An 11,792-nucleotide genomic window follows, 5' to 3' on the forward strand; every position below is an offset into this window, starting at 1 on the left:
CTGACGATATAATAACGATCTCCATTCGTCACGCATTAGCGTGGCAGGATGATCCCGCCGAGCGCGGTCAGCGCCTGGATGCCGGGCAGCGTCCTGCCTTCCAGCCATTCCAGAAAGGCGCCGCCGGCGGTCGAGACATAGGAGAACTCGTCGAGCACGCCAGCATGACGCAGCGCCGAGACGGTATCGCCGCCGCCGGCCACCGAACGCAGGCGGCCCTCCCGGGTCAGCTCAGCCACCAGTCGGGCGAGGGCGGTGGTGCCCGCGTCGAACGGTTCGGTCTCGAAGGCGCCCATCGGCCCGTTCCAGACCAGCGTCTTCAAGGTGGCAATCCGCTCGCCCAGCAGGTCGACCGTGGCCGGCCCGCAATCCAGGATCAGCTCGTCGTCGGCGACCTGTTCGACCGGAACCACGCGGCTGGCTGCGCGCGCCTTGAATTCGCGCGCGACGACCGCGTCGACCGGCAGCAGCAACGCGCAGCCGCGCGCCTCCGCCTGAGCCATGATCGCCCGCGCCGTGTCGTGCATCTGCGGCTCCTGCAACGACCGGCCGACCCTGACGCCGCGTGCGGCGAGGAAGGTGTTGGCCATCGCTCCACCGATGATCAGCATGTCGACGCGGCCGATGATGTTGCCGATCAGATCGAGCTTGGTGGAGATCTTGGCACCGCCGACGATGGCGCCGACCGGACGTTCCGGATGCTCCAGGGCCAAAGTGAGGGCGTCGAGTTCCGCCTGCATCAGCCGTCCGGCATGCGCGGGCAAATGGCGCGCGACGCCTTCGGTGCTGGCATGCGCGCGGTGGGCGGCGGAGAACGCGTCATTGACGTAGATATCGGCGAGTGCTGCGAGCCCGCGCGCCATCTCCGGGTCATTGGCCTCCTCGCCGGGATAGAAGCGGGTGTTCTCCAGCACCAGCACGTCGCCGTCGCGCAAGGCCGCAACCGCCGCCTCCGCCTGTGGACCCAGGCAGTCCTCGGCGAAGTGCACGGTATGGCCGAGAACTTTTGCCAGCGCGCTGCCGATCGGCGCCAGCGACATGGTCGCGACCCGCTGGCCGAGCGGCCGGTCGAAATGGCTGACCACGATCACCCGCGCCCCCTTGTCGGCCAGCTCGCGTATGGTCGGCGCGAGCCGCTCCAGCCGGGTGAGGTCGGTGACCTGGCCTTCGCGCACCGGCACGTTGAGATCGGCGCGCAGCAGCACCCGCTTGCCCGCGCAGTCCAGCGCATCGATGGTGCGAAACGACGCGGCTTTCGCGGATGGGTCCGACATCAGAGCGCTCCGAATACCGCTGCCGTATCAGCCATACGATTGGAGAAGCCCCACTCGTTGTCGTACCAGCCGCAGACCCGCACCAGCTTGCCGCCGTCGATCAGCGCGGTCTGCGTGGCATCGAACGAGCAGGACGCGATCACGTGGTTGAAGTCGCTGCTGACCAGCGGGTCGGTGCTGTAGACGACGATGCCCTTGAGCGCGCCGGCAGCCGCCTGCTTGAACAGGTCGTTCACCGCCGCCACCGACCCGGGCACGGTGCGCGGCACGAAATCGAGCGAAACCAGCGAAACGTTCGCGGTCGGCACCCGGATCGCGGTGCCGTCCAGCTTGCCCTTGAGCTGCGGCAGCACCAAGCCCACCGCGCGCGCCGCCCCGGTGCTGGTCGGGATTATGTTCAGGGCCGCCGCCCGGGCGCGGTGCAGGTCCTTGTGCAAAGTGTCGACGGTGCGCTGATCGCCGGTATAGCTGTGGATTGTGACCATGTAGCCGCGCTCGATGCCGAACGCGTCGTCGAGCACCTTGGCCATGGGCGCGAGGCAGTTGGTGGTGCAGGAGGCGTTCGAGATCACCGTCATGTCGGCGGTCATGGTGTGGTGGTTGACGCCGTAGACGATGGTCGCGTCCACCCCCTCCGCCGGCGCCGAGACCAGCACCTTGCGCGCCCCCGCGGTGATCAGCTGTGACGCGGCCTCCTTTTTGGTGAACAGGCCGGTGCATTCCATCGCCACGTCGACCCCCTGGTAGGGCACGCGCGACGGGTCACGCTCGGCCGACACCTTGATCGGGCCATAGCTGCGTCCATTCGCGTGGATGGTGATGCTGTCGCCCTCGACCTTCACCTCACCGGGAAAGCGGCCATGCACGCTGTCATAGCGAAGCAGGTGGGCGTTGTCCGAGACCGAGCCGAGATCGTTGATCGCGACCGCCTCGATGTCGGTGCGGCCGCTCTCGATGATGCCGCGTAGAACGAGACGTCCGATCCGCCCGAAGCCGTTGATCGCGACCTTGACGGGACGATGGTCTGACATTGCGTTGATCCTTGGGGGAGATGGAGGGAACTGGGTTGCACGAGATTATTGCGCGACTGGGTCCTGGGGCCAGAGCCGTATGCCGAGCCGGCGGCGCACGCGCTCGCAGACCGCCTCGGGTGTGATGCCGAAACGGCGATACAAGGCATCGGCCGACGCGCAAACGCCGAAATCGTCAATCCCGATGAACACCCCGCCGGCGCCGAGCCAGCGCTCCCAACCGAAGCCGGACGCCGCCTCGATGCCGACCCGGAGCGCCTGACCCAGCACCGAGTCGCGGTAGCTCGCGGTCTGCAACGCGAATAATTCCCAGCACGGCAGCGACACCACGGCAGCGGCAATGCCGCGCTCATGCAGCAGCAGCCTGGCCTCCAGGGCAATGGCGATTTCCGCACCCGTCGCGATCAGGGTCACGTCGCGCGCCGGCGCCGCGTCGGCCAGCACGTAGCCGCCGCGGGCACAGGCGTTGGCGAGCAGTGCGGCACTCGGCCGCGTGACTACATCTTTGCGCAGATCGGGTTCACGCAAATTCGGCGGCAGGCTGGAGGCGAAGGCGATCAGGCTGGGACCCTCGGTGCGCTGCAAAGCGAGCTGGAAGCACTCCATCATTTCGGTGCCGTCGGCGGGGCGGAACACCGCAAGATTGGGCATCGCGCGCAGGCTGGCGAGCTGCTCCACCGGCTGCCAGGCGGCGCCGTCCTCGCCGAGTGCGAGGCCGTCATGGGTGAGCAGATGGACAACCTGGCGTCCCATCAATGCACTGAGCCGCAAGGCCGGACGCATGCGGTCGATGGCGATGAACGACGCCGACCCGCAGGCGAGCAGCCCGCCATGCAGCGCCACGCCGTTCAGCAGCGACGCCATGCCGTGTTCCTGGGTGCCAAGATAGAGCGCACGCTCCACCCGGCCGAGCTGCGGCATGCTGGGCAGCCCCGCCTCGCAGGAGAGGCTGACGAACTCGGGCAGCAACGCCAGCAGCGCATCCAGCGCGTGCCGCGCGTCACCCGCCCCGTGCTTGGGCGCCGGTTGCTTGGGCGCCGGTTGCTCGGGCGCATTGCCGCTCCAGGCTTCCCGCCACCCACGTCGCCATCCCGCCGGCAGCCGTCCGGCGGTGACCCGCTCGAACTCGCCACTATCACGATGTCGCGCCAGCCGCCTGAGCCAGGCGCGTCGCGCCGCCTGGCCGCGCCGTCCACACTGGCGCCAGGCGTCCCGCCCGAGCTGGGCGGATGCAGGCGAGGGCAGCGATGCCTCTGATGGCTCGCGCCCGACAATGCAGGCGATCAGACTGGGTTTGCGGCCGCGCAGGCTGCCTGCGATCGCCAGCGCCAGCGCCTCGCGGTCGGACGCATCGACGCGGCGCACCGACCAGCCGCAGGCGGCAAACCGCGCCAGCGGCCCGAACGGGGCTTCCCCAGGAACCTGGCTCTCGTCGCGCGCCGCCGCCCGCGCGTCGAGTTCGAACAGCACCGTCAGCCGGTCCAGACGCATCTGCCCGGCCAGTGCGGCGGCTTCGAGGGCCACGCCGGCGGAGAGATCGGTCTCGCAGGCCAGCACCCAGGTGCGATGATCAACCAGCGAGTGGCCAAAGCGCGCCGCCAGCAGACGCTCGGCCAGCGCCATGCCGGTGCCGGTGGCGATCCCCTGTCCGGCCGGCCCGGTCGCCATCTCGACACCGGGATGCTGCCCGAAACCGAGCATCCGGCTGCTGTCTTCGTCCTCGTCACCGCACAACGACAGCAGCGCGCGCAGCAGCGGGGCGAAGCGCGCGGCGCCCACCACGAAGCGATCCCGGTCGGGCCATCGCGGATCGGCGGTATCGAAGCGCAGGAAGCGGCTCCACAGCACACTGGCCGCCTCGACCATGCCCAAAGCCGCGGCCATGCGGGACGGCTGACGCAGCACGGCCTGGCCGAGTGCGCCTGCGAGAATGCCCGCGTTCGCGCCGACCGGTATATCCATGCGCGCGAGCGGGTCCGGAGCGATCTCCACATCCATGCTGCGTCCTATAGGAGGCACCGCGCATGACCCGCAAGCGGGCCTGGCTTGCCGTATCCCGTGTTCCCTGCGAGCGTGCCGCGCCATGTCCGCGCCGCCGCGTTTTGTTCTGCTGAGCCTTCTGCCCTGCGTGCTGCTCGCTGGCTGCAAGCTGGTCGACCAGCGCACCTTCGATCATGACGCCGGCCGCAAACCAGTGCCGCACGCGCCGGCTGCCGTTGCCTCCGGGCCGCCGCCGGTGCCGCCGCTGTTCGTAGTGCGGCCGGCCGCCGATTGGCGTGGCCCCTTGCGCGAAGCGGTGCGCGAGGCGCTCGCCCGCAAGCCGAACGTCCTGTTCACCGTCGACAGCGTGGTGCCAACCGACGTCTCCCCCGCCAGGCAGACGGCGGCGATGCAGACCACGGTGATGCAACTCGGCCGGCCGGTCGCCGATGCGATCGCAGCCGACGGCGCCCGCCCCGACCAGATCGAACTCGCGGCCTCCTCGGATCGCACGGTCCACCAGCCGCAAGTCAGGATCGACGTGCGCTGAGCGGGGTGCCGCGCAACCAGGCCCTGCTCGCCGGCCTCGACCTGCCGCGTCTGCTGGGCTGCGAGATCGGCCCGCTCGATCGCCCGATCGTCACCCCCGCGATGGGCCGCGTGCTCTATGTCGACCATGCCGACACCGACAGCCTGCGGGCGAAATACGCAACCGACCCCGGTGTGCGAACCGCGGCGATCCCGACGGTCGACCATGTCTGGGACGCCTTCGGCCTCGACGGCCTGGTGGCCGCGCACGGGCCGCTCGACTACGTCATCGCCAGCCATGTCATCGAGCATGTGCCCGACATGATCGGCTGGCTGCGCGCGCTCGGCCGGGCCCTCGCACCGGGCGGCGAGATCAGGCTGGTGGTGCCGGACAGGCGCTTCTGCTTCGACCATCACCGCGCCGAGACCACGCTCGCCGACCTGCTGGCAGCCGAGGTGGCCGCTGCCACGCGCCCGTCGCTGGCGCAGATCGCCGATTATTTTCTGCACGTGGTCGAGGCCGACGCGGCTGCCATCTGGGCCGGGCAGCCACCGCCGCCGCCGCTGGTGGACGCACAGCGCTACGCCTGGGCGGCGTCGGTCTGCCGCGAGGTGCAGGCGAGCGGCCGCTATCAGGACGTGCATTGCTGGGTGTTCACCCCGGCACTGTGCTGCCGGTTGCTCGCCGACCTGGTCGGCTTCGGCGCGCTCGCCTTCGAATGCACGCTGTTTCGCGACACCGAGCCGGACGGGCTGGAGTTCCTGCTCGGGCTGCGGCCGAGTGCTGATGCCACGGCGGCGGCGGCGAGCTGGCGCGCGGCGGCCGCGCGCGCGACGGCAGTACCGTACCGCAGCCGGTTCGGGCTTCTCCGACGCTGAGGCTGCAACCAAAGCTCTCCTCCGGGCGATGCAGCCGCGTAAGCCTGGAGCCGCCCGGATGTTTACGATCGTGTTTGGCAGCGGACCGCATTTGACCTGGGCGCAGGAATGCGCGCGCGGCGCGTTGGTCTTCTTCTTCTGCCTGCTGCTGGTACGGCTCTCCGGTCGGCGCAGTTTCAGCCGCTGGTCGCCGCTCGATACCGTGGTCTCGATCATCGTCGGCTCGACCCTGAGCCGGACACTGACCGGCAATGCCGAGCTGATCGGCACCCTGGCCGCGACCACGCTGATCGTGCTTCTGCATGGTGCGCTGGCCAAGGGCGCCGCCTATGTCCCGTTCATCTCCGCACTGGTGGAGGGCCAGCCGGTGACCCTCGGCACGGTCGGGCAACACGACCCGCGCAAGCTGAAGCGCCATTCGGTCAGCCCCACCGATCTCGAAGAAGCCATGCGCGCGGCAGGCATCGGTAATGTTGCGGACACCTCGCGCATCACTCTCGAGCCGAGCGGCAAGATCACCTTTCTCAAGTCCTGAATCGGGATTTTAGGTCAGGGGCTCTGCCCCTGGACCCCGCTGGGGCCTGAGGCCCCAGACCCCCATTAACAAAAGTAAAGGATTCCAAAGGCTAGCCTTTGGCGGGGTCCAGGGGCAGAGCCCCTGGCCTTCCTCAAGCCACCCACAAAACATCAGCGTCGACCGCGCCAATGCCGTCGAGACCCAGCAACGCCAGATCGATATCGATCTCCTTGGCGAGCAGGGAGATCGCGTGCCGCACGCCGCGGGTGCCGGCGAGTGTTGCCGCGAACAGGAATGGGCGGCCGATCAGCACGAAGTCCGCGCCAAGGGCCACCGCCTTGAGCACGTCGTTGCCGCGTCTGAAGCCGCTATCGACGATGACCGTCATCGCGCCGCTGGCGGCCTTGATCTCACGCAATACCTGCATCGGTGAGACCGCTGCGTCGAGCTGGCGGCCGCCATGGTTGGAGACGACGATGCCGTCGGCTCCCAGGTCACGGGCGATCGCGGCGTCAGCGGCCGAAAGCAGGCCCTTGATGACGAATGTGCCCTTCCACAGCCCGCGGATCAGCTCCGCCTGCTTCCAGGTGAAGTTGTCATGGCCGGCAATCACCGCCACCTTGCGCGAGAACAGGTTGATCGGGTTGTCGGCCTCGACATTGCTGATATGTGGAATGCCGCGCGTGAGCAGGGTGCGCGCGGCGGTGCCGCCGAGCCAGCGCGGGTGGCTCACGCCGTCCCAGCTCAGGCGCGGGGTCGGCCGCAGCGGCATGCTGTAGCCGGCGCGCCTGTCGTCCTCGCGGTTCGAGGGCACCGGCACGTCGACGGTCAGCACGAACACCTTGATCCCGGTCGCGGCCACGCGCGCGACCATCCGCTCGATGTTGCGCGCATCGGGTGACTGGTAGGCGGCAAACCAGGCGTTGGGATTGCTGCGCACCAGCTCCTCGATCGGCGTAATCGAATTGGCGCTGAGCACGAAGGGGATGTTTGCCGCACGGGCGGCGCGTGCCATGCGGTTATCGGCGTCGAACGCAACCACGGCCGAAGCCCCCATCGGTGCGATGCCGAACGGGGACGCGTAGGTCGCGCCGAACAGGCTCGTCTTCTGCGAGCGCGCCGAGACGTCGCGCAGCACCCGCGTCACCATGCGCCACTGTGCAAACGCCGCGCGGTTATGGTCGCGCGCATCACCGGCTTCGCAGCCGTTGGCGACGTAGCCATACACCGCGCGCGGCAGGCGCGGCCGTGCAAGGCGCTGGAAGTCATTCAGGCTGAGGGCTTGGCGCAGCCGGTCGGCACCTGTGGCCATGATGTGTCTCCCTGCTGGTGTCGCCGTGCTTGCGTCAACGCACCGGGATCGGCACATGGTTCACCGCGAGCACGCCGTCATGGTAGGTCACCTGCCATTGCAGCCCGTCCGCGTCGCGCTTGGCCACCAGGCTGGACAGGAACAAAGCGGTGTGCAGCCGGACCATGTCAGCACTCGCCGCCTTTTCGACCAGATCGTCGTAGTCCCGTGCCGTTACGTGCAGATCGGCGCTGCTGGCCAGCGGGGTCGGTGCGGCGATCGCCGACCCCTTGGCGTCGATGATGCTTTTGCCCTGCGTCAGGCGCAGATCGTCGACGGTGACCGGGATCTGCGCGCTGGGCGTGCTGCCGCCGGTCGCCGCCAGCAGCGTGGGTAGGCTTGAGGGCGGCAGGCTGATCCGCCACGCCAGCGTATCCGGCAGCAGGGTCGGCGGCTTCAGGCGACCGGCGACGCCCTCGAGGCTGAAGGCGACCTGAACCGGCGCGGCGGCATCGGCGCCCGGAGCGTGCAGGCCTTCCTGCATCCTGTGCGCCTCCAGGCGCAACTGCATCCGGTGCGCTGTTACCACGCCGGACGCACCGCGCAGTGTCACATTCAGCCAGGTCGCGACGTAGCCGCCGCCATGCGCCAGGCCGTGCACGATCGGTGCTGCCGCGTCGTGCAATAGCGCTGTATCGCAGCCGCCATGATGATCGCCGCTCAGGGCCACCAGCAGCGCCGCGGCGGCGGCACTGCTGGCACGTTCGAGATCGGCATCGGAGGTGTCGGCGGTCCCGCTTTCCACGCGAAGCGACGAAGCCGACATCGAGACGGCGTGCCGGCTTGCGGCAGCCGGCAGGTGCACCCGGTACGCCTCGGCGGTCACACCGTGCGCCGGCGGGGCCAGGCTTTGCAGCCCAGAGGCGTGCACGCTGGCGCAGGGCAGCGGCAGCTGCAGCCCGCTCGTTGTCGCATCGGCCCCGCCTTCCGCTGCCTTGGCCGGTCCCCAGGACAGCAGCAGGAGCAGCAGGGCGATCGTCGCGCGTATGGTCAGGCTCGTCATGCGCAAGCTAGGGTGGCCCAGCCCGGCCAACGTGGCAATCCACGTGGCAGCCCGGCCAAACCTGCAATCGGAACGACTGTGCATGCCCAGACCAGACCCGTTCCTGCTGGCCCTGATCGCAACCCTGATCGTGGCGACCCTGCTGCCCTGCCGTGGCGTGGGTGTCGCGATCTTCCATGTCCTGACCATCGTCGTCATCGCCATCATGTTCTTCCTGCAAGGGGCGAGGCTGTCGCGCCGCGCGATGCTGTCCGGTCTGGGCGCATGGCGGCTGCATCTTGCGATCTTCGTCTGCACCTTCGTGCTGTTTCCGCTGCTTGGACTGGGGCTGCATGCGGCACTCCCGCGCACCCTGACGCCGACACTCTGGCTGGGCATCCTGTTCGTCTGCGCGCTGCCGTCGACCGTGCAGTCCTCGATTGCGTTCACCTCGATCGGCCATGGCAACGTGCCGGCGGCGGTGTGTTCGGCCACCGCCTCCAATCTGTTCGGCATGGCGGTGACGCCGCTGCTGGTCGGCGTGCTGCTCAGCCGCGCCGGGCACGGCGTCTCCTTCAAGGCAGTGCTCGATATCGTGCTGCAACTCCTGCTGCCGTTCCTGCTCGGGCAGGTCATGCAGCGCTGGATCGGCGACTGGGCCAGGCGGAACCGGACCTTGCTCGGCTTCACCGACCGCGGCTCGATCCTGATCGTGGTCTACACCGCCTTCAGCGAGGCGGTGGTGCAGGGCATCTGGCATAAGGTGCCGCCGGCGATGTTAGGGGTGGTGCTGCTGATCGATGCCGGGCTGCTGGTTGCGGTGTTGCTGGTCACCCGCTACGGCGCGCGCCTACTCGGCTTTGGCCGCGAGGACGAGATCGCGATGGTGTTCTGCGGCTCCAAGAAGACGCTGGCGTCGGGGGTGCCGATGGCGGGTGTCTTGTTCCCCCCGGCCACTGTGGGCATGGTGGTGCTGCCGCTGATCGTGTTCCACCAGCTTCAGTTGTTCGCCTGCGCGGTGCTCGCGCGCCGCTATGCCGCGGGTGCCGCGGCGGCCGAGTCCAACACCGTTCAGGCGGGCAGGTAATCCGGCACGTCCACGGTGGCGATGTCGAGCAGGCGGTGAAACACCTCTGGCTCCTGGGCGCCGGAGACCGCCATCTGATCGCCGATGACGAAGCACGGCACGCCGCTGATGCCCAGGCGATGGGCCCGCAGGTTCTCGCCATGGACGATGTCGGCACCGTCGCGCGAGCGCAGGTGCGCCGCCGCCTGCGCGCCGTCGAGCCCGGCGCTCGCCGCAATCGCGATCAGGGTGGCCGGGTCGCCGATATCGCGGCCGTCGGTGAAGTGCGCCGCGAACAGGGCCTCGACGATCTCGGTGCCGCGGCCGAACCGGTTGGCCCAGCCGACCAGACGATGCGCATCGACGCTCGACGGGATATGGACGACGCGCTCGAAATGGAAATCCATTCCCTCGCTGCGGCCGAGCTGGGTGACCGCGGCATAGAGCCGGCGGGCACGGTCCTCGCCACCGAACTTGCGCACGACGTAGTCGTAGCGCGACATGCCCAGCTTGGGCATGTCAGGATTGAGCAGGAATGGGCGCCAGGCGATCTCGAAGCTTCGATCCGCACCGAGGCCGCGAGGTGCCCGTTCGCCAAGCGAGCGCAGCAGGCGTCGCACGCCAAGATAGCACCAGGGGCAGACGAAATCGTAGACGATCTCGACCGGAAGGCGGCTCGGCTGGGGTGTCAGGGCGTTCACGGCCGTCACTTTATTCCGGATTTTTTTAGATTCGACTAAAATCGCGCGCTCCCGAACAATACACGGAACGCGCGCAGGAACTACCCGTTCAGGTTGCATGAAAGGATCGACGGTGGATCAGACGGTGCTGCATGCTCAAGATGGGCATGACCAGAGCGGGCACGCTCGCTTTGCCGTCCATGTCGCGACCCTTGGCCGGGGTCCGGGGCGGGCGCGCGCGCTGACCCGCGAGGAGGCTCGCGAGGCCTTCGGGATGGTGCTGCGCGGCGAGGCCGATCCGGTGCAGGTCGGCGCCTTCCTGATGCTGCTGCGCTATCGCGGCGAGGACCCCGACGAGATCACCGGCCTCGTCGAGGCGGCACGCGAAGCCGCGTGGCTTGGCCGCGCGGTGCCAGGCGGCAGCCCTGGTGTGACCGCATCGTTCCCACCGGTCGATCTTGACTGGCCGAGCTACGGCGCCGGCCGGACCCGCGCAGCGCCGTGGTTCCTGCTATCGGCACTGGCTCTCGCGGACTCCGGCTGGCGCGTGCTGATGCACGGCAGCAACAGCTTCTCCGGCGGCATCGCCGTCGCCGATGCCCTGGCAGCGCTCGGACGCCCGGTGCAGACGGAGGCGCCAGCCGTGCATGCCGCGTTACGCGACGTCGGGTTCGCCTACTGGCCGGTCTCGGCGATGGCTCCGGCGGTGGACCGGCTGCTGGAGCTGCGCCGTCTGTTCGGCCTGCGCTCGCCGGTGAACACGGTGGCGCGGCTGCTCGACCCGGCCGACGCGCGCGCCTCCGTCGACGGGGTGTTCCATCCGCCCTACATCGCGCTGCATCTGGCGGTCGCCGAGCGGCTGCATCGGCCTGCGCTACTGGTGCTCAAGGGCGGCGGTGGCGAGGCCGAACGCGCACCGGGCAAGCCGGTCGCGGCACATCTGCGGCGCGCCGCTGGCGACATCCACCAGCTGCTGCTCCCCGCCCTCGGCCCCTTCGCGCGGCCAGGTGCGGCACCGGACACGCCGGCGCGGCTGGCCGCGATCTGGCGCGGCGAGGCGGAGGACGAGGTCGCGGTCCGCACCGTGACCGGCACCATCGCCATGGCCCTGCTGGCGATGCGGCAATGCGACACCCCGGCCGAGGCGGATCTCCGGGCGCCGCGGATCTGGGCGGCCCGATCCGGGAGGTAAGGTCAGGCCGTTGACCAAGGGAACAACTCTGCTTCTGACGCGTTCCGTCACCATCACGACAACCGGAGCCTGACATGACCAGAACGATTCTACACGCTGCCTTCGCCGCCGCCGTTCTGCTTGGCAGTGCCGCCGCGGGCGGTGCCGCCGATGCCAAGGGCTGCGTCAAGGGCGCCGTGGTGGGGGGCGCCGGCGGCCACATGGCCGGCCATCACGGCATGGCGGGGGCCGCCGCAGGCTGTGCCGTCGGCCACCACATGGCCCACAAGAAGGCCAAGGAAAAGACCAACCATCCGGGCTGATCGTCCCGGA

At 69.1% G+C, this 11,792-nt stretch carries 12 protein-coding genes; 6 read left to right on the forward strand and 6 right to left on the reverse strand.

The window, feature by feature from the left end:
• Window positions 1–35: 35 nt before the first annotated feature.
• The 3 genes from ACQY4K_RS00445 to ACQY4K_RS00455 are packed head-to-tail and all read right to left on the reverse strand — an operon-like array spanning window position 36 to window position 4,303.
• Window positions 36–1,274 (reverse strand): phosphoglycerate kinase, encoded by a 1,239-nt coding sequence (locus ACQY4K_RS00445; RefSeq protein WP_428392466.1) that lies wholly within the window; start codon window positions 1,272–1,274, stop codon window positions 36–38.
• Window positions 1,274–2,305, reverse strand: a complete 1,032-nt coding sequence (gene gap, locus ACQY4K_RS00450) for a type I glyceraldehyde-3-phosphate dehydrogenase (protein ID WP_428392468.1) — start codon at window positions 2,303–2,305, stop codon at window positions 1,274–1,276. Before gap ends, ACQY4K_RS00445 begins: the two co-directional genes overlap by 1 nt.
• Before the next feature lie 45 nt (window positions 2,306–2,350).
• Complete coding sequence (locus ACQY4K_RS00455) at window positions 2,351–4,303, reverse strand: transketolase-like TK C-terminal-containing protein (protein WP_428392470.1); 1,953 nt, start codon at window positions 4,301–4,303, stop codon at window positions 2,351–2,353.
• An 85-nt stretch (window positions 4,304–4,388) separates the two neighbouring features.
• Here ACQY4K_RS00455 and ACQY4K_RS00460 point away from each other — a divergent pair, with 85 nt between their 5' ends.
• Genes ACQY4K_RS00460 through ACQY4K_RS00470 form a run of 3 tightly spaced genes read left to right on the forward strand, consistent with a single transcriptional unit; the run spans window position 4,389 to window position 6,227 of the window.
• A complete protein-coding gene (locus tag ACQY4K_RS00460; protein ID WP_428392472.1) occupies window positions 4,389–4,835 on the forward strand; it encodes a hypothetical protein in 447 nt (148 codons plus the stop codon).
• A gap of 5 nt (window positions 4,836–4,840) precedes the next feature.
• A complete protein-coding gene (locus tag ACQY4K_RS00465; RefSeq protein WP_428392474.1) occupies window positions 4,841–5,692 on the forward strand; it encodes a methyltransferase domain-containing protein in 852 nt (283 codons plus the stop codon).
• Window positions 5,693–5,750: 58 nt separating this feature from the next.
• Complete coding sequence (locus ACQY4K_RS00470) at window positions 5,751–6,227, forward strand: DUF421 domain-containing protein (protein ID WP_428392476.1); 477 nt, start codon at window positions 5,751–5,753, stop codon at window positions 6,225–6,227.
• A gap of 133 nt (window positions 6,228–6,360) precedes the next feature.
• Here ACQY4K_RS00470 and ACQY4K_RS00475 read toward each other — a convergent pair whose 3' ends face one another.
• Together ACQY4K_RS00475 and ACQY4K_RS00480 are read right to left on the reverse strand one after the other, a co-directional pair.
• On the reverse strand, window positions 6,361–7,521 hold the full coding sequence (locus ACQY4K_RS00475; RefSeq protein ID WP_428392477.1) for an alpha-hydroxy acid oxidase: 1,161 nt from the start codon (window positions 7,519–7,521) through the stop codon (window positions 6,361–6,363).
• A 34-nt stretch (window positions 7,522–7,555) separates the two neighbouring features.
• Window positions 7,556–8,563 carry a hypothetical protein gene (locus tag ACQY4K_RS00480; RefSeq protein WP_428392478.1) on the reverse strand — a complete coding sequence of 336 codons (1,008 nt, stop codon included), beginning with the start codon at window positions 8,561–8,563 and terminating at the stop codon, window positions 7,556–7,558.
• Window positions 8,564–8,645: 82 nt separating this feature from the next.
• Here ACQY4K_RS00480 and ACQY4K_RS00485 point away from each other — a divergent pair, with 82 nt between their 5' ends.
• Complete coding sequence (locus ACQY4K_RS00485) at window positions 8,646–9,629, forward strand: bile acid:sodium symporter family protein (protein WP_428392480.1); 984 nt, start codon at window positions 8,646–8,648, stop codon at window positions 9,627–9,629.
• Here ACQY4K_RS00485 and ACQY4K_RS00490 read toward each other — a convergent pair.
• Complete coding sequence (locus ACQY4K_RS00490; RefSeq protein WP_428392481.1) at window positions 9,614–10,309, reverse strand: DsbA family oxidoreductase; 696 nt, start codon at window positions 10,307–10,309, stop codon at window positions 9,614–9,616. The genes ACQY4K_RS00485 and ACQY4K_RS00490 overlap by 16 nt on opposite strands.
• A gap of 124 nt (window positions 10,310–10,433) precedes the next feature.
• Here ACQY4K_RS00490 and ACQY4K_RS00495 point away from each other — a divergent pair, with 124 nt between their 5' ends.
• Window positions 10,434–11,480, forward strand: coding sequence for a glycosyl transferase family protein (locus tag ACQY4K_RS00495; protein ID WP_428392483.1), 1,047 nt, complete (start codon window positions 10,434–10,436; stop codon window positions 11,478–11,480).
• A gap of 74 nt (window positions 11,481–11,554) precedes the next feature.
• Entirely contained in the window at window positions 11,555–11,782 is a 228-nt protein-coding gene (locus ACQY4K_RS00500; protein WP_428392485.1) for a hypothetical protein, read from the forward strand.
• The last annotated feature ends 10 nt before the right edge of the window (window positions 11,783–11,792 follow it).

The organism is Lichenicoccus sp., from assembly GCF_965276875.1.
Taxonomy (GTDB): Bacteria; Pseudomonadota; Alphaproteobacteria; order Acetobacterales; family Acetobacteraceae; genus Lichenicoccus.

Excerpts from the sequence above, each read along its gene's own strand:
- ACQY4K_RS00445 (WP_428392466.1), bottom strand. The coding sequence starts at position 1,274 with ATGTCGGACCCATCCGCGAAAGCCGCGTCGTTTCGCACCATCGATGCG.
- gap (WP_428392468.1), bottom strand. The coding sequence starts at position 2,305 with ATGTCAGACCATCGTCCCGTCAAGGTCGCGATCAACGGCTTCGGGCGG.
- ACQY4K_RS00455 (WP_428392470.1), bottom strand. The coding sequence starts at position 4,303 with ATGGATGTGGAGATCGCTCCGGACCCGCTCGCGCGCATGGATATACCG.
- ACQY4K_RS00460 (WP_428392472.1), top strand. The coding sequence starts at position 4,389 with ATGTCCGCGCCGCCGCGTTTTGTTCTGCTGAGCCTTCTGCCCTGCGTG.
- ACQY4K_RS00470 (WP_428392476.1), top strand. The coding sequence starts at position 5,751 with ATGTTTACGATCGTGTTTGGCAGCGGACCGCATTTGACCTGGGCGCAG.
- ACQY4K_RS00475 (WP_428392477.1), bottom strand. The coding sequence starts at position 7,521 with ATGGCCACAGGTGCCGACCGGCTGCGCCAAGCCCTCAGCCTGAATGAC.
- ACQY4K_RS00480 (WP_428392478.1), bottom strand. The coding sequence starts at position 8,563 with ATGACGAGCCTGACCATACGCGCGACGATCGCCCTGCTGCTCCTGCTG.
- ACQY4K_RS00485 (WP_428392480.1), top strand. The coding sequence starts at position 8,646 with ATGCCCAGACCAGACCCGTTCCTGCTGGCCCTGATCGCAACCCTGATC.
- ACQY4K_RS00500 (WP_428392485.1), top strand. The coding sequence starts at position 11,555 with ATGACCAGAACGATTCTACACGCTGCCTTCGCCGCCGCCGTTCTGCTT.